Genomic DNA, 26,930 nt, shown 5'->3' with positions numbered 1-26,930 from the left:
CCCACGACGCGAGAGGCAGAGGAGGCCTTACCCCGCGGCTGCGCGGCGCTGGGGCATCTGGACGACGGTGGCGGGCGGCGGGGCGCCAGCCTCGGCCAGGACCGCGTCCTTGATGGCGCGGGGTTCGCCGAACAGGTGGCCCTGGGCGATGGCGATGTCGAGCTCGAGGATGTCGACCACCTGGCGCTCGTTCTCCACCTTCTCGGCGATCAGCTCAACGCCGTAGCGGCGCATCAGCAGGGCGAAGTCCTCGGCCGCCAGGTCGGGCAGCGAACGAAGCACCAGGCGGTCGTCGATCTCGGTCAGCTCGTCCAGCAGGGTCTGGGCGGCCACCTTGACGAATTTCACGTCGGCGCGGCTGAGGTCCTGCAGGTCCAGGTCGAGGTTGGTCACCTTGTCCAGGCTGAAGCGGAAGCCGAGGTCGGCCAGCTTGGCCATGTTACGGGCCTGCACGCCGGTGCGGGCCTCGAAGGCGGCCTGGCCGACCTCGAAGATCAGGGCCGGCGCCAGGTCGCGGTTGGCCTTCAGCAGGTCCAGGAACTGCGGGAAGAAGGCGTCGTCGCCCAGGCTGGCCATCGAGATGTTGCAGAAGATGCCGACCCGACGCTCCTGGCGCGCCAGCCGGCGCACGATCTGCACGCAGCGGAACAGCAGCAGGTTGTCGATGGCGGTCATCAGGCCGGCCGGCTCGGCCACGGCCAGGTATTCGGCCGGCATGATCACTGCGCCGGAGGCGTCGCGCAGCCGCGAGAAGCTCTCGTAGAAGACGGTCTTGCGCTGCGGCAGCGCCACCACCGGCTGCAGGTAGAGGTCGACCCGGTTCTCGGCCAGGGCCGCGCGGACGATCTCCATCATGCCCATGGGCCGGGCCGCCGCCGTCGGCTGGCCGCCGCGGGCCGCGAGATAGGGGGCTTGCGGCTCGTCGAACCGCCGGCCGATCTGATGCACCAGGTCCTCCAGCAGGTGGACCTCGCCCTTCAGCGCGACCGAGCGGGACAGGTCGATCTCGACGGCCCGGGCCACGTCGACCAGCCGGCCGTCCAGGCGCACCACCTGGTCCAGCAGGACGCGGTGGGCGTCGCGCACGGCCTCGACCTCGCCGCGCAGGTCGCGCATCTCCAGGGCGCGCATGATCATGCCGTGCGACGCGAGGCAGAGGCCCAGGCAGCCCATCAGGGCCGAGACGCCCACACCCCAGCCGGCCCCGTTGCGCCACAGGGTGAGCGCCACGATCGCCGACAGGCAAAGGTAGGTCGCACAGAGGAGCGCGAGGGTGAGCCGCCGCATGGGTCCCGTTCCGAATCACCTGGAGTATCCGTTGCGGACTCCAGGCTGGTCGAATTGATTAACCATAGCCCCGGTTCGGAATGGTTAACGCCGAATCGGGATGAGCGCGCGCCGACGTGCGTCACGCAGCCACAGCCCGCGAACGGTGGAGGGCGCGCTGCTGCGTCAAACGCCCTGGCTCAAGGCCCGGACGACCCCGAACGGGTCGCATGGTCCGCGGCGAGCCGGTCCAGGTGCTGGCGGATGTGGGCGGCCTCGGCGGCGGTGTTGGCGAGCGCGATGGCCTTGTCGAAGGCCACGCGGGCGGCCTCATGGCGCCCCAGCTCCAGGTTCAGCCCGCCGGTCAGGCCGTGGAAGTGGAAGTAGCCGGAGAGCCGCTCGGCCAGGGGGGCGATCATCTCCAGCGCGGCCTGCGGCCCGGCCACCTTGCTGACCGCCACGGCGCGGTTGAGCGTCACCACCGGCGAGGGGGTCAGCCGCTCCAGGTTGGCATACAGCCGCTCGATCTGCGCCCAGTCGGTGTCGCCCGGGGTGGCGGCGCGCGCATGCAGGGCGGCGATGGCGGCCTGCACCTGATAGGCGCCCGGCCGGCGATGACGCAGGGCCTTGTCGATCAGGGCCAGTCCTTCGGCGATGAGCTTGCGGTCCCAGCGGCCGCGGTCCTGGTCGTCGAGCAGCACGATCCGCCCGTCGGCGTCGTGCCGGGCCGGGGCGCGGGCGTGCTGCAGCAGCATCAGCGCCAGCAGCCCCATCACCTCCGGCTCGGTCTGGTAGAGGCGCAGCAGCAGCCGGGTCAGCCGGATCGCCTCGCCGCTCAACTGGGCGCGGTCGGTGTTGTCGCCGGCGGAGTAACCCTCGTTGAACACCAGGTAGAGCATGGCCGCCACCGCCGCGAGCCGCTCGGCCCGCTCGACCGGACCCGGGGTCTCGAAGGCCGCGTCGCCGGCCCCGATCCGGGCCTTGGCGCGGGTGATCCGCTGTTCCATCGCCGCCTCGCCCACCAGGAAGGCGCGGGCGATCTGCGTCACCGACAGGCCGGAGACGATGCGCAGCGCCAGCGCGATCTGCTGCGGCGCCGGCAGGTCCGGATGGCAGCAGATGAACAGCAGCCGCAGGACGTCGTCGCGGTAGTCGGACCCGTCGATCCGCTCGACGACGCGGTCCTCCACGTCGTCCAGGTCGGAGATCGCCGCCTCGTCGGGCAGCTGTGTCTGCCGCGCGCGCTTCCGAACCCCGTCCAGGGCGGCGTTGCGGCCGACCATGATCAGCCAGGCGGCCGGATCGCGCGGCGGCCCGTTCTTCGGCCAGGTGTTCAGGGCCCGCAGGCAGGCGTCCTGGAACGCCTCCTCGGCGGTCTCCAGGTCGCGGAAATAGCGCAGCAGGGCCCCGACCGCCTGGGGCCGCGCGCCGGTCATCGCCGCAGCTATCCAGGCCGGATCGGTCATCCGCCGGCGGCCATCGGCGCACCCGGATTGTAGACCGCCAGGGGTCGGATCTCATAGGCGCCGCCTGGATTGGCGTCCGCCAGCAGGCGGGCGACGCCCAGCGCCTCCTCCAGGTCCGCCACGTCGACGATGTAGAAGCCCAGCAGCTGTTCCTTGGTCTCGGCATAGGGGCCGTCGATCACCAGCGGCGGGTCGGACTTGCGCAGGGTGGTGGCCGCCGTGGTCGGCAGCAGGCGCAGCGACGGGCCCAGCTTGCCGGCCTTCTCCAGCGGGGCCCGCACCTGCGCCAGCCGCGCCATCACCTCGCCGTCCTGGGTCTTGTCCCAGGCCCAGACGGTGTCCTCGTCGTTGTAGCAGAGCAGGGCGTAGAGCACGGGGCGGTCTCCGGATCCGGCCATAGGACGCATGACCATGCCCCAGGCCGACGGCCGCAGGCAAAATTAACGACCGCAACCCGTCGGACGCCGCAGCGCTTGCACCGGGGCGCACAAGGGCCTGATCTGGCGCGACAGGCAGAGGGAGCGGGTCGATGACGGAGGTGCAGCGTCGCGCGGTGGTGGGCGGCCTGGCAGCCCTGGCCGCCGCGCCCGGGGCGCGAGGCGCGACGCCGAAGGCCGGCCAGCGGGCGCGCCCCAACATCCTGCTGCTGCTGGCCGACGACTGGAGCTGGCAGCCGGAGGACCAGAAGGACCGCTTCGACCTCAACCTGCCCACCTTCACGCGCCTGCGCCGCGAGGGCGTGTTCTTCCCGAACGCCTTCTCCCCCTCGCCCAGCTGCACCGCCTCGCGCGGCGCCCTGCTGACCGGCCAATGGCCCTGGCGGCTGGCCGAAGGCGCGAACCTGGCTAGCATCCTGCCGCGCCGGTTCCAGGTCTATCCGGACCTGCTGGAGGCGGCCGGTTACCATGTCGGCTATGCCCGCAAGGGCTGGGCGCCGGGCCAGATCGGCCCCGCGCGCCGCACCCGCAACCCAGCCGGCAACGCCTATGACGACTTCGACGCCTTCCTGGCCAGGCGGCCGCCCGGCGCGCCATTCTGCTTCTGGTTCGGCACCAACGATCCGCACCGGCCTTACGTGAAGGGGGCCGGCATCGCCGCCGGGATCTCGCCGGCCGCGGTCACCGTGCCGCCCTACCTGCCCGATACGCCCGAGGTGCGCGGCGACATGGTCGACTACCGCTTCGAGGTGGAGCGGTTCGACCGCGAGTCCGGGGAGATGCTGGACCGGCTGCAACGCGAGGGCCTGCTGGGCAACACTCTGGTGGCGATGACCGGCGACAACGGCTGGCCGTTCCCGCGCGGCAAGGCGACGCTCTACGACGCCGGCTGGCACGTGCCGCTGACGATCGCGTGGAAGGCCGCCCGACTGAAGGCCGGCAGCGTGTCGCAGGCCATGGTCAGCCTGATGGACCTGGCCCCGACCTTCGTCGAGGCGAGCGGGGCGGCCCCGCTGAAGGAGGCCACGGGCCTCAGCCTCTTGCCGCTGCTGACGGCGGGCCGGCGCTGGCCGCGGGACCATGTGATCGGCTGCATGGAGCGGCACATCGACAGCCACACGAGGCCCGGCGACGGCTATCCGATGCGGGCGCTGCGCACCGCCAGCCACCTCTACATCCGCAACTTCCACCCCGAGCGCTGGCCGGCGGGCGACCCGACGACGCGCACCGTCACCTTCCAGGACATCGAACAGAAGCTCTACTCCGGCTTCGCCGACATGGACCAGGGCCCGACCAAGGCCGAACTGCTCACCAGGAAGGACGATCCGTACGTGAAACCGTTCTTCGACCGCGCCACGGCCAAGCGCCCGCCGCACGAACTCTACGACCTGCGGGTCGATCCCTACGCCCTGACCGACCTGGCGGGCGAGGCCGGGGAGGCGGCCGTGGTCAAGGCAATGGATGCGCGCCTGATGGCCGAACTGCGCGCCACCGGCGACCCGCGCGCCATCGACGGCGGCGCGATCTTCGACGACTACCCGCCCTACAGCGACCCCGGCTACGAACGCCCGCCGGTGCTCTGACCGGTCAGCGCGTCGGGACGGGGGTGTCGCCGCGGTAGTCGTAGAAGCCGCGGCCCGACTTGCGGCCCAGCCAGCCGGCCTCGACATATTTCACCAGCAGCGGGCAGGGGCGGTACTTGGAGTCCGACAGGCCGTCGTACAGCACGTTCATGATCGACAGCACCGTATCCAGCCCGATGAAGTCGCCCAGCTCCAGCGGGCCCATCGGGTGGTTGGCGCCCAGGCGCATGGCGGTGTCGATGGCGTCCACCGTCCCGACGCCCTCATAGAGCGTGTAGATCGCCTCGTTGATCATCGGCATCAGCATGCGGTTGACGATGAAGGCGGGGAAATCCTCGGCGTTGGAGGTGGTCTTGCCCAGCGACTGGGCGAAGCTGACCGCGACTTCATAGGTGTCGGCGTCGGTGGCGATGCCACGGATGATCTCCACCAGCTTCATCACCGGCGCCGGGTTCATGAAGTGCAGCCCGATGAACTTGCCCGGCCGGTCGGTGGCCGACGCCAGGCGGGTGATCGAGATCGACGAGGTGTTGGAGGCCAACAGGGTCTTGGCGCCCAGATGCGGCTGCAGCGCCTTGAAGATCGCCTTCTTGGTCTCTTCGTTTTCGGTGGCCGCCTCGATGGCCAGGTCGGTGGCGCCGATCATCTGCAGCTCGGGGGCAGGCTTGATCCGCGCGATGGCGGCTTCCATCGCCGTGTGCTCGATCACCCCGCGGGCCACCTGGCGGGTCATGTTCTTCTCGATCTGGGCGATGCCCTGGTCGATCCGTTCCGGGCTCACGTCATGGAGCAGGACGTCGTAGCCACCAAGGGCGATGACGTGGGCGATGCCGGAACCCATTTGGCCCGCGCCGATGACGCCGACCGTCTTGATGTCAACCATGCAGACCTGGCCCCATGCCTCTGAGCGGCTTCCGCTCAAATTCGTGGCAGCTTTCTAACACGCGTATGGCGCGGTGCGGCAAGAGCTTTGCTGCGTCGCAAAAGATCACGCGGCGTCCGGGTGCGTTCCCGATACCGCTGCGGCCGCCACTGACGCCTCGGGAAGCAGCCAGTTCCGCAGCGCGACGATACGGCGCAGCTTGCGGCTATCCCGTCGGCAGACGATCCAGAACCCCAGATCCGAGGCGATGTCGCTCCAGAACGGCCCCACCAGGCGGCCGATGGACCAGGCCAAGGGTCCCGGCCCGCACCGCTCGACCGCGACGAGCCGGGATAGGTTTGCGCATCTACTTCCCGGCGGCGGTCAGGGCGGTCATCAGGTCGGGGACGGCGGTCTTGTAGTCGGAGACCAGGCCGAAATCGGCGACCTGGAAGATCGGCGCGTCGCCGTCCTTGTTGATCGCCACGATGACCTTGGAGTCCTTCATGCCGGCCAGGTGCTGGATGGCGCCCGAGATGCCGATGGCGATGTAGAGCTCCGGGGCCACCACCTTGCCGGTCTGGCCGACCTGGTAGTCGTTGGGCGCATAGCCGGCGTCCACCGCGGCGCGGCTGGCGCCCACGGCGGCGCCCAGCTTATCGGCCAGGGGCTCGATGACCTTCTGAAACTCCTCGGCGGAGCCCATGGCGCGGCCGCCGGAGACCACGATCTTGGCGGCCCCCAGGTCCGGGCGGGCCGACTTGACGATCTTCTGGTCGACGAAGTGAACCTTGGCCGGCGCGCCGGGGGGGGCGGTGGCCTCGACCTTGGCCGAGCCGCCTTCCGCCGCCGGCTTAAAGGCGGTTGGACGCACGGTCAGCACCTTCTTGGCGTCGGCCGACTGCACCGTTTCCAGCGCGTTGCCGGCGTAGATCGGGCGCACGAAGGTGTCGGGCGAGACGACCTCGATCACTTCCGAGATCTGCGCCACGTCCAGCTTGGCCGCGACGCGGGGGCTGAAGTTCTTGCCCTGCGAGGTGGCGGGGATCAGGACGGCGTCATAGCCGCCCATCAGGCCCACGATCAGGTCGCCCACCGCCTCGGCCAGGCCCTGGCCCAGTTCGGGGCTGTCGGCGGTCAGGACCTTGCGCACGCCCGTGATCTTGGCGGCGGCGGCGCCCAGGGCGGCGCTCGAGGCGCTGGCCACCAGGACATCCACGTCGCCGCTCATGGCGAGGGCGGCGGTGACCACCTTGTGGGTGTTGTCCTTCAGCGTCGTGTTGTCGTGGTCCGCGATGACGAGAACGGCCATTTACAGGACCCCCGCGGTCTTGAGGTTGGTGACGAGGTCGCCGGCGGTTTCCACCTTGATCCCGGCCGCACGCTTCGCCGGCTCGGTGACCTTGACGACCTTCAGGCGTGGCGCGGTGTCGACGCCGACCGAAGCGAGCTCCTTCACGGCGAGTTCCTTCTTCTTGGCCTTCATGATGTTGGGCAGGCTGGCGTAGCGCGGCTCGTTGAGGCGCAGGTCGGCGGTCACCACCGCCGGCAGGTCGACCTCCAGGATCTGCAGGCCGCCGTCGACCTCACGGGTCACCTTGGCCTTGCCGCCTTCGATGGTGAGTTCCGAGGCGAAGGTCGCTTGCGGCCAGTCCAGCAGGGCCGAGAGCATCTGGCCCACGGCGTTGTTGTCGCCGTCGATGGCCTGCTTGCCCATCAGCACCAGGTCGGGCGCTTCCTCGGCGATGATCGCCTTGAGCACCTTGGCCACGGCCAACGGCTCCAGATCCTGGTCGGTCTGGACCAGGATGGCGCGGTCGGCGCCCATGGCCAGCGCGGTGCGGAGCGTCTCCGAGGCCTGCGGCGGGCCGATGGAGACGGCGACCACTTCGGTGGCGACGCCCTTCTCCTTGAGCCGGACCGCCTCTTCCACGGCGATCTCGCAGAAGGGGTTCATCGACATCTTGACGTTTGCGAGATCGACGCCCGTCTGGTCGGACTTCACCCGAGCCTTGACGTTGTAGTCGATCACCCGCTTGACCGGGACCAACACCTTCATGGGTTGCTAGCGCCTCAAATTATAGGTTGCGGAACGAATTGAGCCGGGTGGGCAATAGCGGTTCCGACGCGGTTTGCAAGCGCACGGCCCCGCATGGGTTCGTGTCGGGGCGGCTAGCCAGAGGCGCCTATCCTTACGTAAAAGGAGCCGCATGAACCCGAATATCGAGCGCCTGAAGCTCATCTTCATCGCCCTGTTCGCCGTCGCGGTGGTGGGCGTCCTGGTCTGGCAGATCGGCTGGATCGTGCCGCAGAAGAAGTGCGAAGGGGCCCACAAATGGTGGGATCCCTCCAGCCGCGTCTGCGCCCAGCCGGTGCTGATCTCCGACATCACCGGCAAGACCATCCAGGACAAGACGGCCGAAGCCGCGGCCAAACGCGCCATCGGCCGGCCCGTGGGCCCGACGCCGGCGCCGGCGCCGAAGTGAGCTAGCGCGTCGCGCCGGACTTCCAGAACACCTCGGCCTTGCCCTGGCCGTTGGCCCAGCGGGCGGCGACGAAGAGGAAGTCAGAGAGGCGGTTGATGTAGCGCATCGCCGGGCCGCTCACCGGCTCGCCGGCCTCGACCAGCCGCACCGCCTCGCGCTCGGCCCGGCGGCAGACGGTGCGGCCCAGGTGCAGGGACGCCGCCGCCGCAGTCCCGCCGGGCAGGATGAAGGACTGCAGGGCCGGCAGCCGGTCGTTCAGGGTGTCGATCTCGGCTTCCAGCCGCGCCACCTGGCTGTCCAGGATGCGCAGGCGCGATCCCGGCGCCTCATCGGCCGCCGGCGGGGTCGACAGGTCGGCGCCCAGGTCGAAGAGCTCGTTCTGGATGCGCGCCAGCATGGCGTCCAGCTCGGGGTCGGCGCCGAGCTGGGTGCGGGCCAGGCCCACGCAGGCGTTGGTCTCGTCGACCGCACCGTAGGCCTCGACACGCAGATCGGCCTTGCTGACCGGGGCGCCAGTGGCCAGCCGCGTCGTCCCCGCGTCGCCGGTTCGCGTATAGATACGGTTGAGGGTCACCATCGGCTCTCTCCTCGTCAGCTCTGGCCCCGCCACCAGGCCGCCAGCACCAGCACCGCGATCGCGATGGCCTGCATCAGCACCCGCAGCCGCATCAGCTTGTTGGAATAGGAGCGGCCGAAGTTACCGCCGCGGAACAGGGCGTAGATGCCCAGGGCCAGAACAATGCTCACGCCGGCCAGGGCCGCGTAGATCAGATAGTCGAAGATATCCATATCTGAGACCTTACGTCGCAGCGGGGCCGCTAGGCCACACGAAAGCCTGAGTCTAATTTAAACTTGACTCGGCGCGCGATGATCATGTTCAACGAGCGCCGGTTCGGATAGACCTTGAGAATCAGAGCTGCCGGACTTCATATAGAAGAAGAGCTTAGCCTCTAGTCCATCCGATCCAAGGCCAGGAACCCGTCAGAGGTTTCACGCCTTCAACGATCCCCACGTCGTGAGTCTGTCGAACGTGTTCACTGCCGGTATGCCGCGTTTTCCAGGCGCCGGTCCCCCTCCCCAAAGCCAAGATCGCCGGGTTCCCCTCCGGTGAATTCAAGAGACGAATGAAGCACATCTCCCCGAACCAGGTCGCCGCCGACAGTCCGGCGCGCGCCCCCACCCGCCGCGCGCTGGCCAAGCAGCAGACCCGCCTGAAGGTCCTCGCCGCCGCCCGCCGCCTGTTCAGTGAAGAAGGCTACGAAGGCGCCACGATCCGCGACATCGCCGCGGCCGCCGGCATGTCCACCGGCGCGGTCTTCGCCAACTTCTCGGATAAGTCCGACCTGTTCCGCGAGATCATGGTCGACGACATGGAGGCCCTCACCGCCGCCATGCGCGACGCCGCCACCCGCGGGCGCAACGTCGAAGACGCCGTGCTCAAGGTCTTCATGGCCGGCTACACCTTCTACAAGTCCCGGCTGCAGCTGGCCCGCGCCGCGTTCAGCGTCTCGTGGGACAAGGACGGCGGCCCCACGCTGCGCGGTCTCCCGTCGTCGACGACGCCCTTCCAGGAGTTGTTCGGCGAACAGCTGAACGCCGCCATCGAACGCGGCGAGCTGTCCCAGGAAGCCGATGTGAAGTTGCGCAGCCAGATGCTGTTCGACACCTATCTGTCGAACTTCCCGCAGGCGATCTTCGAGGGCTGGAGCCTGGACGCGCTCCAGGCGCGGGCCCGCGAACAGATCCGCATCCTGCTGGCGGGCGCGCGTCGCGGCTAGACAACGGTACGCATGACGATCGACGTCGAACGGGTCCCCGGGCCGCCGGCTGCCAGACAGTCGCAGAAGGCGGCGACACGCCAGCGCGTGCTCGCCGCCGCCCGGGAGCTGTTCGACACCCACGGCTACCAGGGCACGACGATCCGCGAGATCGCGCGCCACGCCGGCGTGGCCGTGGGCAGCGTGTTCACCACCTTCGCCTCCAAGGGTGAGATTCTCTCCGAGGTGATGCAGGCCCGGATCGACCCGCTGTATGCGGAACTCGACCGGGTCATGCCGCACCTGCACGGCGCCACGGCGGACCGGCTGCGCACGATGTTCGCCATCCACCTGGAGTTCGAGGCGCGGAATGTGCGGCTGTTCCTGTCGCATATCGCCGCCGCCTACGACTGGACCCTGTCCCCCGGCGCCCGGCCCTATGGCCACAACACGCGGCTGATGGGCGCGGTCATCGAGTGCCTGGAGCGGGGCAAGGCGCTGGGCGACATCCGCCAGGACGTCGACTGCCACGAGGTCGTCGACCTGATCATGGCGGCCTATGCCTGGACCTACCGGCTGGTGATCACCCACGACGCCGACGCCCAGGCGATGATCGCCGCCATGAACCGCCAGATCGGCCTGATCGTGGAAGGGCTGGCGCCGCGGCCTTAGGCAGCCGCGCTGCGCTCAGTTCGCGCCTTCCAGCAGCCGGCGCGCGATCACCTGCGCCTGGATCTCGCCAGCGCCTTCGAAGATGTTCAGGATGCGGGCGTCGGCGAGGATGCGGCTGATCGGCTGTTCAACCGCGAACCCGGTTCCGCCATGGATCTGAACCGCGTTGTCGGCGCAGGCCCAGGCGATGCGGGCGGCGGTCAGCTTGGCCATGCCGGCCTCCAGGTCGCAGCGGCTGCCCTCGTCCTTGGTCCGCGCCGCGAACCACGCCAGCCGCCGCGCGCCCAGGAGCTCGGCCGCCATCATCGCCAGCTTGTTGGCCACCCGGGGGAAATTCGCGATCGGCTCGCCGAACTGGCGGCGCTGCAGGGCGTAGTCCAGGGCGAGGTCCAGTGCGTTCTGCGCCACGCCGATGGCCCGCGCCGCCGTCTGGATGCGCGCGCTCTCGAAGGTCGCCATCAGCTGCGCGAAGCCCTGGCCCTCCTGGCCCCCCAGCAGGCAGGCGTGCGGGACCTCGAACCCATCGAAGGCGATCTCGTACTCCTTCATCCCGCGATAGCCGATCACCCCGATCTCGCCGCCGCTCATACCGGGCGCCGGGAACGGATCGGCGTTCGTGCCGCGCGGCTTCTGCGCCAGGAACATCGACAGGCCCCGGTGGTCCTTGCGCGCCGGATCGGTGCGCACCAGCAGGGTCATCAGGTCGGCGCGCGCCGCATGGGTGATCCAGGTCTTTGCGCCGTGGATGCGCCACACCTCCCCGTCGCGCACCGCCCGGGTCCGCAGCGATCCGAGGTCGGACCCCGCCTCCGGCTCGGTGAACACCGCCGTCGGGATGATCGCGCCTGAAGTGATCCCCGGCAGGAACCGGCGCTTCTGGTCCGCGGTCCCGTGCGCCAGGATCAGCTCGGCGGCGATCTCCGAGCGGGTGCCCAGCGAGCCGGTCCCGATCCAGCCGCGCGACAGAGCCTCGGAGACCACGCACATGGCCACCTTGCCCATCCCCGACCCGCCCCAGTCCTCCGGCGCGGTCAGGCCGAACACCCCCAGCGCGCCCAGCTCCTCGAGCAGCGCCAGCGGGATCAGTTCGTCGCGCAGGTGCCAGCCATGGGCGAAGGGGGCGATCTTCTCGGCCGTGAAGGCATGGAACTGGTCGCGCACCGCCTCCAGGGTCTCATCCAGGCCGCTGGCCTCCAGCGAGGGCCGGCCCCGCGCCCGGTCCAGCAGCTCGACGATCCGCGACTTGGCCGCCTGCGAGGCGCCGAGCCTGAGCCGCCCGATCAGGTGGGTCATCCGCTCGGCCGGGTGGAAGACATCGGCGGGCCGGAAGATCTCCGCTTGGTTCATCGGGATGCCGCCGGCCAGCTGGCTCATATATTCGTGCGCCAGCAGCTGGGCCGGCAGGGCCTCGGCCTCGCCGAACCGCCCCTGCGCGTCCAGCGCCCGGCCCCAGGTCGCGGTCTGGCGCAGGGTCTCGGCATAGGCCGCCGCCCAGGCCAGGCCGTGGGCGATGTGCTGCTCGGCGTCCAGGGCGGCGCGGTCCAGCCGGTCGCCCCTGCGGACGCGCCCGCCCACCGAGCCGGTGATCGCGGCCACCAGCGCAGCGGCTTCGTCCGCGGCGCGGTCCAGCAGGTCGAGAAGGTCCGGGACGACGAGGTTCATGGGATCCTGACTATAGGCAAGCTTGCGTTGCGTAAGGTCATTCCGCTTTCTAGGCGAGCCCAAGAGAACAGGAAGCGCCCATCATGCTCGTCGTCCACCACCTGAACGATTCCCGCTCGCAGCGCATCCTGTGGATGCTGGAGGAACTGGGCGCGCCCTATGAGATCAAGCATTACGCCCGCGACGCGACCACCCGCCTGGCGCCGCCCGAACTGAGGGCCGTCAACCAGCTGGGCAAGTCCCCGGTGATCACCGACGGCGACCTGACCGTGATCGAGTCCGGCGCGATCATCGACTACATCCAGCGCAAGTACGGCGCCGGCCGGCTGGCCCCGGCGACGGGGACCGACGCCTATGAGGCCTACAACCAGTGGATGCACTACGCCGAAGGCTCGGCGATGCTGCCGCTGATGCTGGCCCTCTATGTGGGGCGCCTGGGCGAGGCGGGCGCGCCGCTGCAGCCGCGCATCGAGAGCGAGACGGCCAACCACCTGGGCTATGTGGAGGCCTCGCTGGCCGGCCGCGACTGGCTGGTCGGCTCCGACCTCACCGCCGCGGACGTCCAGATGAGCTTCGTCGGCGAGATCGCTGCCTCGACCGGCCGCGGCGCCCAGTACCCGAACATCAAGGCCTGGGTCGATCGCTTCCAGGCAAGGCCGGCCTACAAGCGCGCGCTGGAAAGGGGCGGGCCCTACAATATGGGCCCGCGGAGTTAGAGGCAGATCCTCCTCTCCCCCGGCGAAGCCGAGAGGGAGAGGGTAGGGAGAGGGCCGGTGCGTGAGAGCGCGATCCGGGGCCGGGTCCAGCCCTGACCCATGAGCGTCGCCGCCGCGGGCCCTTGGACCACCATGGGAGCGACTGAGAGTTCCAGCCGGCCCTCTCCCTACCCTCTCCCTCTCTCGCTTCGCTCGGGGGAGAGGACAGCTACTCGAACGGCGGGAAGTCGTCTTCGTCGGGGACGCCGTCCAGGAAGTCGAACACTGCGGCCTTCAGCGACCCGTGCGGGATGGCCGAGAAGTGGTCGCAGCCCCGCAACGTCACGCCCTTGCCGTGCGGGAACAGGTCGGCCAGCCCCTTGGGATCGCCCGCGCCCTCGTCGCGGTCGCCGGCCACCACCAGCACCGGCATCGGCAGGCGGCCCATGGCGGCCTGGTCCAGGTCCGGGCTCTCGGCGGCCGAGAACGCGGCCAGGGCCTGGCGGTCCTCGCCCTGCTCGTCGGCGAACTGGCGGAAGCTCTTCAGCATCTCGTTCTTGATGGTCTCCGGATCGTCCGCCGACATCGCCTCGGCCATGGCGTCCAGCGCGGCGGCGGGCCGGGGATCGAACAGCTTCCCGCCGACCCCGCCAAGGATCAGATTGTTCACCCGCTCCGGCGCGTCGATGGCGATCTGCAGCGCCGTGCGCGTGCCCATCGAATAGCCGAACACCTCGCACCGCCCCACGCCCAGGTGGTCCAGCAACGCCAGGGCGTCGGCGGCCAGCTTGAGGCGGCCGTAGTCGGCGGGATCGTGCGACCGCAGGCTGTCGCCATGGCCGCGCTGGTCCAGGGCGATCACCCGCGTCCCGCGGCGCTCGAAAGCGGTGTACCAGCCCGTGCGCTTCCACCCCTCGTTCCGGTTCGATGCGAAGCCGTGCAGCAACAGGACGGTCCGCTCGGCCGGGCCGTGCGGGGCGATGTCGTCATAGCCGATGGAGACGCCGTTCAGGGTCGCGGTTGTCATGGCGCGAACCCTAGAGTCACGGCGGCTCGCCCGTCCACTCCCAGTGCCAGGGTTCGAACGGGTAGTTCACGAAGCCGAAGCGCTCGGCGTTGGCCACCAGCCAGCGGTAGGTGGCGGTCCGGGTCATGTAGAGCCGGTTCGGATCGGCCGAGGAATCCACCGTGAACCCCGGCGCATGGCCGACATCGATGTCCGCCGCCAGCCCCGTGCGGTGCGCCGAGCAGCGGGCGCGGACGATGCCGTCGCAATTGCCCTCGGCCTGGCAGCGCGCTGCGTCGGCGGCGGGGCTGCGATAGCCGGAGAAGATGGTCAGCATCTGCGGATCGGCCGCCGCTTCCGGCACCGCGGCGCGGGCGGCCGCCACCATCCGGCGGTAGGCGGCCAGCGCGCGGGGCCGCAGCCAGACCGGCTTGCCGCCATAACCCTCGGCGATCTGGGCGGCGGTGATCAGGTCCGGCGTCTCCGGGCAGGCGCCGAACGCGGTGAAGCGCACGAACTCTCGCCGGGTCTGCGCCGCGCTCTTCATCGCCAGGAACGCGGTCTCGCTCAGGATCCCGTCCCCGCCTTGCTGCTGGGCCCGCTGCCAGATGCCGAGCGCGGCGGCGAAGCCCTCGCTGTTGGCCGGGCAGGTTGTGCGGATTTCGTGCTGGATCAGCGGGACGTAGATCTCCCACCCGGTCTCCGGCCGGCCGAACGGCGCCCAGGCCAGGGTCTGCAGGGCGTTGGCGTTGGCCTGGGCGGCGGCGGTCCAGCCGGGGTCGCGGCAGTCGGCGGTGACCGGCTGCAGAGCGCCGGGCGGCTCCTCGGCGGCGAGCGGCTGGCCGTCCGGGCCGGGGGCGCCCTGGGGGTGCAGCGGGGCGCAACTGGTCACCCGCAGCACCAGGAGCAGCAGCAGGACCGCCGCCGCCGCCGAGACGCCCAGGAACTTCATGACGTCTCGAAACTTCATCATCCCGCCGCCAGCAACACGCGGTGGAACGCGGAGGTCCAGCATGAAGTTCGGTCGACCGCGGGATGACGAACTTGTTTGGGTGTCGGCGCTGGCCTAGCTGCGCCAACGCAGGGTCGCGGGTTCCACGGGGTTGACGAACGGCCGGCCCTCGCGCCGGCTGGCTGTCCATTCGCGTTTCAGCGCCTGGTACCACTTGGCCTGGCGGTCGGCGTCGTCGATCCAAAGCAGGGCGGGATCTGACTTCAGGCCCTGGTTCTGCAACTGCACCATGTCGCCGTCCTGGCGCAGGAAGGTGCGCGACCAGGCGGCGATCAGCGGCTTCAGCAGCACGAAGGCCGGGTGGTCGGACCAGGCGATCTGGGTGACCTGGGTGCGCGCATCGTCGATGGGCGTCAGGCAGGTCAGCGACAGCACCTGGCGCTTGCCGACCGTCACATGCTCCCACCGCAGTCCCGGCAGTTGGAACACGATCTCGGTCAGCGGCTGGCCGCCCAGCAACCCATAGGCCCGGCTGTTCTTCGAGGGCTTGTGGCGCACCATGGCGAAGCCGGCCTCGCGCGGCTCGAAGCGCTTTTGCTTGTCGTGCTCGCTGCCGGCCGTGCGCCACCACCACTGGCGGTGGACGTAGGGCCCGTGCGCCGGGTCCATCAGCCCCACCACAACCTGGTCGATGTGGGCCGCGAACACCACCCGGTCGACCAGCTTCGGCCGTCCGCCGACCACGCCCGGGAACACCGGTGGCGGCGCGTCCGGCTGGCTGGCCGGCGTCGATCCCATCCAGACGAACACCAGCCCCTGGCGCTCGGCGACCGGATAGCGCCTCACCTGGATGCGCGAGACGTCCATGGCCTGGCCGGCGGTCAGCGACGGGATCGCCGCGCAGGCGCCGTCCGCGCCGAACCGCCAGCCGTGATAGGGGCACTGCACGGTCTCCACGCCCGCGGCGTCGCGGTGAAAGCGGCCGGCTGACAGCGGCGCGGCGCGGTGCGGGCAGACGTCGCGTAGGGCGACCAGCGTCCCGCCCCGCGCGCGGCCCAGCATCACCGGCTCACCCAGCATCTCGACGCGCCGCAACTGGTCGGGCTTCAGGTCGCCGCTCAACGCCGCCAGATACCAGGCGTCGGTCAGGAAGCCCTGGCCGAACCGCCCCGCGGTCTGGGTGGCGGCGGCGCGGGCTGCGGAGGTTTCGCCGTCAGGCATGGCGCGGTTTTAGCCCTCTAGGGAAGCCTAAGAAAGACCGCGGCATAGGGCGAAATTCCGACCGACTCGCCGCGCAGGTCCGCCTCTCCGGAGCGCAGCGGCAGCAGTTCGGCGCCGGCCAGCGCCGGGGCCGCCAGCACCTGCGGCTCGTCGCTGAGGTTGAAGACGCAGGCGATCGACTGGCCCGCGTGGCGGCGCACGAAGGCGATCAGCGGCGCCTCGGTCTCCAGGAACTCGATGCCGCCCAGGGTCAGGGCGGGCTCGGATTTGCGCAGCGCGATGACCAGCCGCGAAAACGCCAGGGTCGAGTCGGGATCGCCCTCCTGGTCCTCGACGCTGAGACTCCGGTGCTCGACGGCCAGCGGCAGCCACGGCTCGCCGGTGGTGAAGCCCATGTGCTCGCCGGTGGTCCACGGCATCGGCGTGCGGCACCCGTCGCGCCCACCGTCGTAGGGGTAGTAGAGATCCCCCACCGGGTCGCGCAGCAGGTGGCGCGGCAGGGCGGCCTGCGGCAGGCCCAGTTCCTCGCCCTGGTAGATCAGGGTGGTGCCCTTCAGCGTCACCAGCAGGCCGAACAGCATCTTCGCCAGCTCCCGCGGCCCGTCCCCCAAGGAAGAGTTTGGGCCGCCGAACCGGCTGACCGTGCGCGGCACGTCGTGGTTGGAGAAGCTGATCGTCGGCCAGTGGGCCGGATAGGCGGCCAGCGTCGCGTAGTGCTCGGTGACGAAACTGGGCTGCAGCTTGCGCGCCAGCAGCATGACGAAGGTGTAGCCCGAGTGCAGGCCGTCGGCCGGCGCCAGATAGGCCCCGCACCGCGGCTCCTCCTCCGAGAACTCGCCGAACACGAACCGCGTGCCGCCGCCCTGGCCATCGTGCGCCTCCACCCGCCGGCGGATCAGGTCCAGGGTTTCGACATTCTCGGGCAGGTTGGAGTCGAAATAGTGGAACTGCAGATTGCCCGCGTGGCTCCAGTTCAGCCCCCGCCGCTCGGCCATCGGCACGGGCGGATTGGGCGTCAGGGCCGCGTCGTGCAGGAAGGTCCCCGCCACATCCAGGCGGAAGCCATCGACGCCCTTGGCCAGCCAGTAGTCCAGCACCGACAGCGCCGCCTCCCGCGCGCCCGGGTCGCGCCAGTTCAGCTTCGGCTGCTGGCGCAGGAACTTGTGATGGTAGTGCTGCCGCCGCGCCGGCTGGTAGGCCCAGGCCGGACCGCCGAACACGCTGAGCCAGTTGTTGGGCGCCGTGCCGTCTTCCTGCGGATCGGCCCAGACGTACCAGTTCGCCTTGGGCCCGTCGTGGCCGCCGGTCAGACTCTCGACGAACCACGGGTGGATATCCGAGGTATGGCTGAGCACCTCGTCCAGCACCACCTTCAGCCCGCGGCTGTGCGCGGCGTCCAGCAGCGCCTGGAAATCATCCGGCTTGCCGTAGTCCCCCTGCACGCCTTCGAAGTCGGCGATGTCATAGCCCCAGTCGCGGTTCGGCGACGGGTGGATCGGCGACAGCCAAAGGCCATCGACCCCCAGGCTCTGGATATAGTCCAGCTTGGCAGCGACGCCGGGCAGGTCGCCATGCCCGTCGCCGTCGCTGTCGAAGAAGCTGCGGACATAGACGTGGTAGAGGATCGCGCCCTTCCACCACGGCTCCGTCATTACAACCTCCGCTCATCCCGGCGAATGCCGGGACCCAGATCGCCAGGCGCTGAGGCTGACAGGATCAGCGCCGAGCTATTCGAACCCACCTCCGAGCCAGTCCATCTGGGTCCCGGCGTTCGCCGGGATGAGCGGAATGGGTTAGTCCCTAGACCTCGGACGCATCCGTGATGATCTTGCCGACCAGTCCGTAGTCGACGGCTTCCTCGGCGCTCATCCAGAAGTTCCGCTGGGTGTCCTTGACCACCCGCTCGAAGGTCTGGCCGGTTTCCTTGGCGATCATCCGGTTCACCCGATCCTGCATCTTGATGATCTCTTCCGCCTCGATCTGGATGTCCGAGGCCTGGCCGCGCACGCCGCCGGCCGGCTGGTGCAGCAGGAAGCGGGTGTTGGGCAGGCAGAGGCGGTTTTCCTTCCTGGCGCCCAGGAAGATGTGCGCGCCCGCGGAGGCCACCCAGCCGGTGCCGATCACCTTCACGGTCGCGCCGCAGAAGCGGATCATGTCGTGGATGGTGTCGCCGCTCTCCACGTGGCCGCCGGGGGAGTTGATGATCACCCGGATCGGCTTGTCGCTCTCGCCGGCGAAGGCGGTGATCTGGGCGGTGACCCGCTCGGCCAGGCGCATGTCGATCTCGCCGAAGATCAGCACGGTGCGCGACTTGTAGAGCGCGTTCTGCACCGGGCCGGCGGTCATCGGCATGTCGGGCTTGCGGGCGTTTTCGTCGCCGTCTTCGTCGTCTTCGTCGTCGAGGTAGGACGTCCATTTCAGCATTGTCGCGCCTTGGTCAGGCGCCGCGGGAAGAGCGCGGCGGAGGTTTCGTAGTCTTGGAGTTATTGCTCCGGGAGCCGTCCGGCAAGCGGTCACGGCGCCACAATCGTGCTTACCCCGCCGCCGTGCCGATCAGGCGGGCGTAGAACTGGACCATCTTCTCCAGGTTCTGCAGCGTCATGTGCTCGTTGGTGCCGTGGATCATCTCCACGTCCTTCATCCCGAACTCCACCGGCTGGAAGCGGTAGACGTCCTTGGCCACCGGGGTGAGGAAGCGGCTGTCGGTGCCGGCGGTGACCAGGCTGGGCGCCACCGGCGCGTCCGAGACCGCCCCGGCCGTCGCGGCCAGCACCTTCCAGCCCCAGGAGCTGGTCGAGGACACGGGCGTCGGCTCGTTCGGCGGCGCATTCCAGGCCAGGGTCACCGGCAGCTTGCCGACCGCCGCCTTGGCCCGCGCCATCACCGTGGCCGCGGTGTCGCCCGGCGCGATGCGGTAGTTGATCCAGGCGGTGGCGTCCTGCGGCAGCACGTTCTCCTTGGGGCTGCCCTTCAGCATGGTCGGCGCGATCGTGGTGTGCAGCAACGCCGCGCCGCCCGCGCTCCTGCCGGCCTGGCCAACCAGCACGCCGCCCAGCAGCCATTGGTTGGCCACCGCCATGCGGATCGGGAAGGCGGCCTTGGGCGCGATGGTCCGAATCAGGTCCGCGCCGGGCCCGCGGAAGGTCATCGGGAAGGGCGACCCCGCGATCGCCACCACCGCCTTGGACAGGGTCACCACGCCGCCGCCGCCGGCCGGCGGGGCGGAAGAGTGGCCGCCCGCCGCCTTGGCGGTGACCCGCAGCGTCGCATAGCCCTTCTCGGCCGTGCCGATCATCGCCAGCCGCCCGCCGCTCAGCGGATTGTCGCTGACCACCAGCAGACCCTCGTCGACCACGAACTCGGCCTTGATCCCCTTGGCCTGCAGATAGGCCGCCGCCGCTCGCCCGCCCTGGCCGACCACCTCCTCGTCGCCGCCGGAGACCACGATGACGGTGCGCTTCGGCTTGAAGCCGCCCTTGGCCAGGGTCTCGATGGCCTCGAAGATGCCGATCAGCGAGCCCTTGTCGTCCACCGACCCGCGGCCCCAGACCGCCCCGTCGGCGATGGCGCCGGAGAACGGCGGATGCGTCCAGTTCCGCTCGGTGCCCTCGGTCACCGGCACCACGTCCTGGTGCGCCATCAGCACGATGGGCGCCAGCGAGGGGTCGGCGCCCGGCCAGGTGAACACCAGCGTCCGGCTGGTCAGTTCGACGCGGGTCATGGCCGCCGTCGCCACCGGATAGGCGCCGGCCAGCAGGTCGTGCAGCCGGGTCCACTGGGCGTCCTCGTCCCCGGCCCCGTCCTGGTGGCGCACCGTGGGGATCTGTACCGCCTGGCTGAGATGCCGCGCGGCGGCGTCGAGGTCGACACTGACCGGCGCAGCGACCTTGATCGCGCCGAGGCCGGCGGCGGGCGTCCCATTGAAGGTGAAGGTCCTGACCAGCACCACCGCGACCAGCGCGACGATCGCCGCCAGGGCCAGCAGCAAGAGCCGTCCGAAAGTCCGCATCGTCGTTCCCGCCCTTGGCTCGCCGGATGCTGTCAGGGCCGGGGCCGGAAGGCCAGCAGCACATTGCCCGGCGCCTGGCCGAACATTCCGTAGCCCGACCCCGCCAGCACCAACCCGTTCACGCCGACGATGGAAGCCGCGTCGATCGAGCCGCCCTTGCCGGGCACGCCGTTCAGCGTCGTGTAGTCGCGCAAGGTGTCGAAGGTCCACAGCTCCGCGCCGGTCTTGGCGTCGATCACGAACAGCCGCCCGTCCAGGCTGCCCTGTACCAGCGCCCCGTCGATCAGCGCGGGGGCGCCGGAGAAGCCGAAGTTGCGCTCGCAGCGCGGCGCCCGCTTGTTCCGCCCGTTGGCGCAGTCGGACCTGACCGCATAGGTCCACTTGATCGCGCCGGTGTTGGCGTCGACCGCGTACATCCCGGGCTGCAGCGCGGGGTCGATCGGCGGCCCGCCCGGCAGTTGCCGCCCGACCACCGCGACCGGCACGAACACCGTGTCGTCCTGGAAGGCGATGCCCCAGTGGATGCCGCCGTTCGGCGCGCCTGAGCCGATGTCGCGCCGCCAGATCACCCTGCCCGTGTCCGGATCCAGCGCCCAGACCGTCCCCGACTTCTGGCCCGCGAACACCACGTCCTGGCCGCTCTTCAGGTGGCCCAGGATCAGCGAGGCGCCGAAGTCCACGTCGCGATAGACCGTGTCGGAGACGCAGTTCATCTGCTCGGTCCGGGGCCTGGGCCCGCAGCCGACGTTGAAGATGTCCTGCGCCGTCGCCTGCAGGCTCCAGGCCTCGGTCCCGTCCTTCAGATGCACCGCGATCAGGGCGTCGGTGTTCCTGTGCGCCGGCGGCGAATTGCTCTCGCCGGTGCCAAAGTAGATCAGGCCGCGCGCCTCATCGACCACCGGCGAGTTCCAGATCGGCGCCCCGGACGGCCCCCACAGCATCTGGCCGTCGCCGCGGTCCCGCAGCGGCTTGGCGTCCTCCATGGTGTCGTAGCGCCACTGCTGCTTGCCGGTCGCCGGCTCGAGCGACAGGACGAAGCCGTGGTTGGTGCAGCACCGCACCCTGTTGTCGGACGCCTGCATGATCTCGAACTGGCTGACCGGGACAACGATCCGGTCCTTGAGCACCCGCGGCGTGCCCGTCGTCAGGGAATAGGAATAGCTGGCCAGGTTCTTGGTCCAGAGCGCCTTGCCGGTCCTTGCGTCCACTACATGCAGGGTGGAGTCCAGGCCGGAGAAGGCCAGCACCGCCCGGCCATCGGCGATCACCCCATAGCCGGGGCTGGACCGCAGCGGCGCGCCGCCCGGGGTGTTGTAGACCCATTTCAGGCAGGGCTTGGCCGGGACACTGACGTCGAAGGCGTACATGGCCGACGCCTCGGCCACCGGCAGGAAGATGGTGTTCCCCACCACCGCCGGCTGCGCGCGGATCATGGTCACGTCCGGAAAGCCGATGGCCCAGGCGAGGTTCAGCTTCGACAGCTTGGCCTTGGTCAGCCCGGTCTGCGCCGCCGTCAGCACCCGGGTGTTGCGCGCGTCGAAGCCATAGGTCGAGACGCTGGGCGCGGCCCTGAGGTCCACCGTGCGGCGCGCCCCCTTGCACATCATGCCCTGGCTCCAAGCGTCCAGCGTCGCGGTGGAGCGGCCGGTCAGGTAGTTGATCAGCTGGCCGCGTTCCGCCTCGCCGAGGTCGGCCGCCTGGGCCTGCATCTTGCCCTTGGTCAGGGCGAACGACAGCACCTGATAGCTCATCGCCGACAGGGTCGCCTTGGCCGGCGCCCGACTGGTGTCGGGACTGTCGTGGCAGGCGGCGCAGTGGGCGCGATAGACTGCCTGACCCGGGTGCGGCAGGGTGTTCAGGGTATTGTCCTGCGCCCTGGCCGCGCCGCCAAGGCCGACCGCCATCATGCCGGCGATGGCCAGCCTGCCCATGAGCGTCATACGCGTCCCCCGATGTCCCGCGACGCTTCCGGCCGCTTCGGGCCCGACGATAGGCCATCGGACGCCGACGTAAATCTCCGCGGCGAAACAAGGTCGGCCGGACCTTGCCCGCGCCAAGGGGCGCCTTGACCGGCCGGCGCCTCGCATCGCAAATGGCCGCAAACCTCAAACAACTGTTCGGGAGAACGCCGTGAGCGAAGTTCTGCAAGCCCCCAAGGTCGGCGCCGGCGGCCTGTTCGACCTCACCGGCAAGGTGGCGGTGATCACCGGCTCCTCGCGCGGCATCGGCCGCGCCATCGCCGAGCACATGGCCCGCCAGGGCGCCAAGGTGGTGATCTCGTCGCGCAAGGCCGGCCCCTGCGAGGAGGTCGCCGCCGGCATCAACGCCAGGTCGCCCGGCCACGCCATCGCCGTGCCGGCCAACATCTCGTCCAAGGACGACCTGCAGCGGCTGATGGACGAGACCCGCAAGGCGTTCGGCCAGATCGACATCCTGGTCTGCAACGCCGCCTCGAACCCGTTCTATGGCAGCCAGCTCGACATCTCCGACGACGCCTTCGGCAAGATCCTCACCAACAACATCGTCGCCAACAACTGGATGATCGGCATGGTTGCCCCGGAGATGAAGGCGCGGAAGGACGGGGTGGTGATCATCGTCTCCTCCATCGGCGGCCTGCGCGGCTCGGAGGTGATCGGCGCCTACTGCATCTCCAAGGCCGCCGACATGCAGCTGGCCCGCAACCTCGCGCACGAGCTGGGCCCGTTCAATATCCGGGTGAACTGCGTCGCCCCCGGCCTGGTCAAGACCGACTTCGTCAAGGCGCTGTGGGACACCCCCGCCGGCGAGGAACGCGCCAGCTCCGGCACCCCGCTCCGCCGGCTGGGCGAACCCGACGACCTGGCCGGCGCCGCGGTATACCTGGCCTCCCGCGCCGGGGCGTGGACGACGGGTCAGACCATCGTGGTGGACGGCGGGAGTACCTGCTGAGCCTCCTCGCCGCCCCCTCTACCGGGGGGCCGCGGGATCTCGGCGACGCATGACGTCAAGATGGATGAACCCTGCAGGCGACGCGGGCGGCGCAGGACGCCTCACCGTGCGACGGTGATGTCCTTGATCAGGGCCTGGACGTTCGACTTGGCGCCGACGCTCCACATGGCCTTCAGATAGGCCAGGGTGTTGGAAGCGGCGTCGTCCTGCTTCCAGTCGCAGCCATGGAACTGGCAGCTGGCGAACACCGGGGGAGCGCCGCCGGAATAGACCAGGCGGGAGTCGCGGAATTCGCAGTCGGAGAAGGTTTCGCCGTCCAGCTGGACGGTCTCGTGATTGTAGATGACGCCACTGGGCATGTTGGATCTCAGGTGTCGTCGGCGGCCGGATCGCCGGCGCCGGCAGGGTTGGCCTCGGCGCGGTCGCGGTCACGCTGTTCGCGCTTGGCGGACGCCTTCTCGGCCGTCTTGATGGCCTTCTGGCGGTCGCGCTCCATGCGCTCGAACTGGTAGTTCGGCTTGCGGGCCATGGATCAGTCCTCGAGGGCCGCCAGCTCGGACGCCGCGGGTTCAGGCGTCGCGGGTCGATCGGCCGCGGCGGCCTGATAGGTCGCCGAGCAGATGGCTTCGAGGTGGCCGCGGATGGCGCGAGGCGCCAGCAGGGCGTCAACGGCGCGGCAGCCGTCCGCCTTGAGGCGCTGCTTCAACCTGGCGAGGTCGGGCATCTGCCCCGAGCGGGCCAGCATATAGGCGCGTTCGATGGTCGATGTTGTCATGGTCTACGGATGGGCGCTCCGGCGGCGCGGCACAAGCCCGCGCCGCCGGAAAACCCGGTCGCCCCTTAGGCCGACTGCAGTTGGCCAGCGGACATCTTGCCGCTGCGCTGGTCGCGCTCGAGTTCGAACGACACCTTCTGGCCTTCGTTCAGCGAGCCGAGGCCCGCACGCTCGACGGCGGAGATGTGCACGAAAACGTCGTTGCCGCCGTCGTCAGGTTGAATGAAGCCGAAGCCCTTGGTGGCGTTGAACCACTTAACGGTGCCGGTGGTCATGATCTTGTCTCTCTTCAGTAAGTGTTCGTGCGCCCCAGAACGGGACGAGAAATCAAAATGTCGGTGAGGTTTTTGGGAAGTCCGGGCTCGATCCGAGGAACAAGCGTGGAGAGCAACCGAACCAAAGCGATATTCGACGGGAGGTCTATAGCCGAACATCTCCCGGAACACCACCCCTATCGCACGCGGCGTCGGCCGGGGGTCCGCGGCGGCCAGGCCGGGGGATGACGCCCACGCCGCTCTCTGCTAGAGCCACGGCCATGTTTTCGGTTCGGACGAGCCTGCGAATTACCCGCCCGGCGTGACGCCGCTGGACGGTCGCGCGCGCCGGGTCTTCATCCCGCACCTCAGAACCTCCGGACCTACTGGATAGAGTCATGGCCGACGACGCCGACAAGCCCGTTCGCGACTACCGCGAGACCGTCTTCCTCCCCGAGACGCCCTTCCCCATGCGCGCCGGCCTGCCGCAGAAGGAACCGCAGATCCTGGCGCGCTGGGCGGCGCTGGACCTCTACAACGCCATGCGCGCCGAGCGGCAGCGGGCGGGGGCGCCGCTGTTCGTGCTGCATGACGGGCCGCCCTACGCCAACGGGGCCATCCACATCGGCCATGCGCTGCAGAAGACCCTGAAGGACTTCGTGGTCCGCTCGCGGTTCCTGCTGGGCTACGACGTCGACTACGTCCCTGGCTGGGACTGCCACGGCCTGCCGATCGAGTGGAAGATCGAGGAGGAGCTGCGCGGCCAAGGTCGCCGGAAGGACGAGGTCTCCAAGGCGGAGTTCCGCACCCGCTGCCGCGAATACGCAACCCACTGGATCGGCGTCCAGATGAGCGGCTTCAAGCGGCTGGGGGTGATCGGCGATTGGGAACACCGCTACGCCACCATGGACTATTCGAGCGAGGCCGCGATCGTCGCCGAGTTCCACAAGTTCGTGGCCAGCAAGCAGCTCTACCGCGGCTCCAAGCCGGTGATGTGGAGCCCGGTGGAACGCACCGCCCTGGCCGACGCCGAGGTCGAGTACCACGACCACAACAGCCCCACGGTCTGGGTGAAGTTCCCGGTGACCGAGGGCAGCGACGCGGCCCGCGGCGCCAGCGTGGTGATCTGGACCACCACGCCCTGGACCATCCCGGCCAACCGGGCGATCAGTTACAACGAAGCCATCGCCTACGCCGTCTACCAGGTTGAGGCGATGGAGCAGGGGCTGGAGTTCGAGCCCTGGGCCAAGGCCGGCGACCGGCTGATCGTCGCCGAGAAGCTGGCCGACGAAGTGTTCAAGGCCGCGAAGATCGCCAGGGCCCGAAAGGTCGAGAGCGTCGACTGCCAGGGCATGGTCTGCGAGCACCCGCTGGCCAACCTCGACAACTACTACAGCTTCGGCGTGCCGCTGCTCAGCGGCGACCACGTCACCGACGACGCCGGGACCGGCTTCGTCCACACCGCGCCGGGACACGGCGCCGACGACTATGTGGTCTGGCTGGCGCACGGGCATCGCGAGATCCCGGAGACCGTCGATGCGGACGGCGCCTACTATCCGCACGTCGCCCTGTTCGCGGGCCTCAAGGTGTTGGAGACCGAGGGCAAGAAGGCCGGGAAGTTCGGCCCCGCCAACCCCGCGGTCATCGACAAGTTGATCGAGGCCGGCCGCCTGCTGGCGCGCGGGCGGCTGGAGCACAGCTATCCGCACTCCTGGCGCTCCAAGGCCCCGGTGATCTTCCGCAACACGCCGCAGTGGTTCATCCGCATGGACGAGCCGCTGGACGACGCCGCCCACGGCGGCCGCAGCCTGCGCGAGACGGCGCTGGAGGCCATCGAGGCGACGGCGTTCTACCCGGCCGCCGGCCGCAACCGCATCCGCTCGATGGTCGAGAGCCGGCCCGACTGGCTGATCAGCCGCCAGCGGGCCTGGGGCGCGCCCCTGGCCATGTTCGTCGACAAGGAAACCAACCAGCCGCTGCACGACCCTGAGGTCGACAAGCGCATCGTCGCCGCCATCCTGGCCGAGGGCGCCGACGCCTGGTTCACCCGGCCGGACGCCGATTTCCTGGGCGAGCACGATCCGCAGCGCTTCGAGAAGGTCGAGGACATCCTCGACGTCTGGTTCGACTCGGGCTCCACCCACGCGTTCACGCTGGAGCACCGCGCCCACACCCACTGGCCGGCCGACCTCTATCTGGAAGGCTCCGACCAGCACCGCGGCTGGTTCCAGTCCTCGCTGCTGGAGAGCTCCGGAACCCGTGGCCGCGCGCCCTTCGACGCCATCCTCACCCACGGCTTCACCATGGACGAGGCCGGCGAGAAGATGAGCAAGTCCAAGGGCAACGTGGTCGACCCTGAGGTCGTCATCCGCGAGAGCGGCGCCGAGATCATCCGCCTCTGGGCGGCGATGATCGACTATTCGGACGACAGCCGGATCGGCAAGACCGTGCTGCAGACCACCTCCGACGCCTATCGCAAGCTGCGCAACACGGTCCGCTACCTGCTGGGCGCGCTGGCCGACTATTCCCCGGACGAGGCGGTGGAGCTGGACCAGATGCCGCCGCTGGAGCGGTTCATCCTGCACCGGCTGTACGAGCTGGATGTCCAGGTGCGGGCCGCCTACGAGGGCTACGTCTTCCAGGACGTGATCCGGCCACTGACCGAGTTCTGCCAGAACGAGCTGTCATCGCTGTTCTTCGACATCCGCCGTGACAGCCTGTACTGCGACCAGCCGACCGCGATCACCCGCCGCGCAGCGCGCACCGTGATGCAGGCGGTGTTCGAGCGCCTGACCGCCTGGCTGGCCCCGCTGATCCCCTTCACCATGGAGGAGGCCTGGACCACCCGCTATCCGGACGCCCACTCCAACTGCATGCGGGTGATCCCCGATACTCCCGC

The 26,930-nt window shown here is 69.6% G+C and carries 28 protein-coding genes; 7 read left to right on the top strand and 21 right to left on the bottom strand.

Translation table 11 applies throughout. The annotated features are described in order from the left end of the window. Positions 1-27 precede the first annotated feature (27 nt). From Q0R13_RS10530 to Q0R13_RS10520, 3 genes are all read right to left on the bottom strand, one after another. Positions 28-1,287 carry an EAL domain-containing protein gene (locus tag Q0R13_RS10530; protein WP_293903514.1) on the bottom strand — a complete coding sequence of 420 codons (1,260 nt, stop codon included), beginning with the start codon at positions 1,285-1,287 and terminating at the stop codon, positions 28-30. 179 nt (positions 1,288-1,466) lie between these two features. Continuing rightward, the gene (locus Q0R13_RS10525) at positions 1,467-2,732 is read right to left on the bottom strand and encodes an RNA polymerase sigma factor (RefSeq protein WP_293903511.1); all 1,266 of its coding nucleotides are present in this window, start codon (positions 2,730-2,732) and stop codon (positions 1,467-1,469) included. Beyond that, a complete protein-coding gene (locus Q0R13_RS10520) occupies positions 2,729-3,106 on the bottom strand; it encodes a YciI family protein (protein WP_293903508.1) in 378 nt (125 codons plus the stop codon). The genes Q0R13_RS10525 and Q0R13_RS10520 overlap by 4 nt, the downstream gene beginning before the upstream one ends. Positions 3,107-3,261: 155 nt before the next feature. Between Q0R13_RS10520 and Q0R13_RS10515 the strand changes: the two genes are divergently transcribed. Then, positions 3,262-4,752, top strand: coding sequence for a sulfatase (locus Q0R13_RS10515; RefSeq protein ID WP_293903505.1), 1,491 nt, complete (start codon positions 3,262-3,264; stop codon positions 4,750-4,752). Between the two features lie 4 nt (positions 4,753-4,756). On the opposite strand, the gene Q0R13_RS10510 is transcribed toward Q0R13_RS10515, so the two are convergent. The 4 genes from Q0R13_RS10510 to Q0R13_RS10495 all read right to left on the bottom strand — a co-directional run bounded on the left by Q0R13_RS10510 (position 4,757) and on the right by Q0R13_RS10495 (position 7,673). Next, a complete protein-coding gene (locus Q0R13_RS10510; protein ID WP_293903502.1) occupies positions 4,757-5,635 on the bottom strand; it encodes a 3-hydroxybutyryl-CoA dehydrogenase in 879 nt (292 codons plus the stop codon). A gap of 105 nt (positions 5,636-5,740) precedes the next feature. Continuing rightward, positions 5,741-5,929, bottom strand: coding sequence for a hypothetical protein (locus Q0R13_RS10505; protein WP_293903499.1), 189 nt, complete (start codon positions 5,927-5,929; stop codon positions 5,741-5,743). A 52-nt stretch (positions 5,930-5,981) separates the two neighbouring features. Then, positions 5,982-6,926: an electron transfer flavoprotein subunit alpha/FixB family protein gene (locus Q0R13_RS10500; protein WP_293903496.1), complete on the bottom strand. Its 945-nt coding sequence runs from the start codon at positions 6,924-6,926 to the stop codon at positions 5,982-5,984. Continuing rightward, on the bottom strand, positions 6,927-7,673 hold the full coding sequence (locus Q0R13_RS10495; RefSeq protein ID WP_293903493.1) for an electron transfer flavoprotein subunit beta/FixA family protein: 747 nt from the start codon (positions 7,671-7,673) through the stop codon (positions 6,927-6,929). A gap of 151 nt (positions 7,674-7,824) precedes the next feature. On the opposite strand from Q0R13_RS10495, the gene Q0R13_RS10490 reads away from it, so the two are divergent. After that, positions 7,825-8,100: a hypothetical protein gene (locus tag Q0R13_RS10490; protein WP_293903491.1), complete on the top strand. Its 276-nt coding sequence runs from the start codon at positions 7,825-7,827 to the stop codon at positions 8,098-8,100. Between the two features lies 1 nt (position 8,101). Here the strand turns inward: Q0R13_RS10490 and Q0R13_RS10485 are convergent, their stop codons facing one another. Then, the gene (locus Q0R13_RS10485) at positions 8,102-8,677 is read right to left on the bottom strand and encodes a cob(I)yrinic acid a,c-diamide adenosyltransferase (protein ID WP_293903488.1); all 576 of its coding nucleotides are present in this window, start codon (positions 8,675-8,677) and stop codon (positions 8,102-8,104) included. A 14-nt stretch (positions 8,678-8,691) separates the two neighbouring features. Continuing rightward, the gene (locus Q0R13_RS10480; RefSeq protein ID WP_293903485.1) at positions 8,692-8,889 is read right to left on the bottom strand and encodes a twin transmembrane helix small protein; all 198 of its coding nucleotides are present in this window, start codon (positions 8,887-8,889) and stop codon (positions 8,692-8,694) included. A gap of 335 nt (positions 8,890-9,224) precedes the next feature. Between Q0R13_RS10480 and Q0R13_RS10475 the strand changes: the two genes are divergently transcribed. Both Q0R13_RS10475 and Q0R13_RS10470 read left to right on the top strand, forming a co-directional pair. Continuing rightward, a complete protein-coding gene (locus tag Q0R13_RS10475; RefSeq protein WP_293903483.1) occupies positions 9,225-9,878 on the top strand; it encodes a TetR/AcrR family transcriptional regulator in 654 nt (217 codons plus the stop codon). A 12-nt stretch (positions 9,879-9,890) separates the two neighbouring features. Further along, the gene (locus Q0R13_RS10470; RefSeq protein ID WP_293903481.1) at positions 9,891-10,529 is read left to right on the top strand and encodes a TetR/AcrR family transcriptional regulator; all 639 of its coding nucleotides are present in this window, start codon (positions 9,891-9,893) and stop codon (positions 10,527-10,529) included. Positions 10,530-10,544: 15 nt separating this feature from the next. Here Q0R13_RS10470 and Q0R13_RS10465 read toward each other — a convergent pair whose 3' ends face one another. Continuing rightward, a complete protein-coding gene (locus Q0R13_RS10465; protein WP_293903478.1) occupies positions 10,545-12,191 on the bottom strand; it encodes an acyl-CoA dehydrogenase family protein in 1,647 nt (548 codons plus the stop codon). Between the two features lie 83 nt (positions 12,192-12,274). Here Q0R13_RS10465 and Q0R13_RS10460 point away from each other — a divergent pair, with 83 nt between their 5' ends. After that, positions 12,275-12,907, top strand: a complete 633-nt coding sequence (locus Q0R13_RS10460; RefSeq protein WP_293903475.1) for a glutathione S-transferase — start codon at positions 12,275-12,277, stop codon at positions 12,905-12,907. Between the two features lie 208 nt (positions 12,908-13,115). Here the strand turns inward: Q0R13_RS10460 and Q0R13_RS10455 are convergent, their stop codons facing one another. The 7 genes from Q0R13_RS10455 to Q0R13_RS10425 form a co-directional block, all read right to left on the bottom strand. Then, on the bottom strand, positions 13,116-13,913 hold the full coding sequence (locus Q0R13_RS10455; RefSeq protein WP_293903473.1) for an alpha/beta hydrolase: 798 nt from the start codon (positions 13,911-13,913) through the stop codon (positions 13,116-13,118). Between the two features lie 16 nt (positions 13,914-13,929). Then, on the bottom strand, positions 13,930-14,862 hold the full coding sequence (locus Q0R13_RS10450) for a M15 family metallopeptidase (RefSeq protein WP_293903470.1): 933 nt from the start codon (positions 14,860-14,862) through the stop codon (positions 13,930-13,932). Between the two features lie 96 nt (positions 14,863-14,958). Continuing rightward, positions 14,959-16,065 (bottom strand): aromatic ring-hydroxylating dioxygenase subunit alpha, encoded by a 1,107-nt coding sequence (locus tag Q0R13_RS10445; RefSeq protein ID WP_293903468.1) that lies wholly within the window; start codon positions 16,063-16,065, stop codon positions 14,959-14,961. 17 nt (positions 16,066-16,082) lie between these two features. Continuing rightward, the gene (locus tag Q0R13_RS10440; protein ID WP_293903465.1) at positions 16,083-17,717 is read right to left on the bottom strand and encodes an alpha-amylase family glycosyl hydrolase; all 1,635 of its coding nucleotides are present in this window, start codon (positions 17,715-17,717) and stop codon (positions 16,083-16,085) included. A gap of 148 nt (positions 17,718-17,865) precedes the next feature. Next, complete coding sequence (locus Q0R13_RS10435) at positions 17,866-18,489, bottom strand: ATP-dependent Clp protease proteolytic subunit (protein WP_293903462.1); 624 nt, start codon at positions 18,487-18,489, stop codon at positions 17,866-17,868. A gap of 109 nt (positions 18,490-18,598) precedes the next feature. Continuing rightward, positions 18,599-20,074 carry a M20 family peptidase gene (locus Q0R13_RS10430; protein WP_293903459.1) on the bottom strand — a complete coding sequence of 492 codons (1,476 nt, stop codon included), beginning with the start codon at positions 20,072-20,074 and terminating at the stop codon, positions 18,599-18,601. Between the two features lie 32 nt (positions 20,075-20,106). Next, positions 20,107-22,014 carry a PQQ-binding-like beta-propeller repeat protein gene (locus tag Q0R13_RS10425; RefSeq protein WP_293903456.1) on the bottom strand — a complete coding sequence of 636 codons (1,908 nt, stop codon included), beginning with the start codon at positions 22,012-22,014 and terminating at the stop codon, positions 20,107-20,109. 190 nt (positions 22,015-22,204) lie between these two features. On the opposite strand from Q0R13_RS10425, the gene Q0R13_RS10420 reads away from it, so the two are divergent. Next, positions 22,205-23,002 (top strand): SDR family oxidoreductase, encoded by a 798-nt coding sequence (locus Q0R13_RS10420; RefSeq protein WP_293903453.1) that lies wholly within the window; start codon positions 22,205-22,207, stop codon positions 23,000-23,002. Positions 23,003-23,103: 101 nt separating this feature from the next. Here the strand turns inward: Q0R13_RS10420 and Q0R13_RS10415 are convergent, their stop codons facing one another. The 4 genes from Q0R13_RS10415 to Q0R13_RS10400 all read right to left on the bottom strand — a co-directional run bounded on the left by Q0R13_RS10415 (position 23,104) and on the right by Q0R13_RS10400 (position 24,052). Beyond that, positions 23,104-23,361 (bottom strand): hypothetical protein, encoded by a 258-nt coding sequence (locus Q0R13_RS10415; RefSeq protein WP_293903451.1) that lies wholly within the window; start codon positions 23,359-23,361, stop codon positions 23,104-23,106. Positions 23,362-23,369: 8 nt separating this feature from the next. Further along, on the bottom strand, positions 23,370-23,531 hold the full coding sequence (locus tag Q0R13_RS10410) for a hypothetical protein (RefSeq protein WP_293903448.1): 162 nt from the start codon (positions 23,529-23,531) through the stop codon (positions 23,370-23,372). Between the two features lie 3 nt (positions 23,532-23,534). Next, entirely contained in the window at positions 23,535-23,777 is a 243-nt protein-coding gene (locus tag Q0R13_RS10405) for a hypothetical protein (RefSeq protein WP_293903445.1), read from the bottom strand. Between the two features lie 65 nt (positions 23,778-23,842). Continuing rightward, positions 23,843-24,052, bottom strand: coding sequence for a cold-shock protein (locus Q0R13_RS10400; protein ID WP_293903442.1), 210 nt, complete (start codon positions 24,050-24,052; stop codon positions 23,843-23,845). A 377-nt stretch (positions 24,053-24,429) separates the two neighbouring features. Here Q0R13_RS10400 and ileS point away from each other — a divergent pair. Further along, a partial coding sequence (gene ileS, locus Q0R13_RS10395) for an isoleucine--tRNA ligase (RefSeq protein WP_293903439.1) occupies positions 24,430-26,930 on the top strand: 2,501 nt, incomplete at its 3' end.

Source organism: Phenylobacterium sp., assembly GCF_025351295.1.
GTDB lineage: Bacteria > Pseudomonadota > Alphaproteobacteria > Caulobacterales > Caulobacteraceae > Phenylobacterium.
This window is presented reverse-complemented; position numbering and strand designations above follow the sequence as displayed.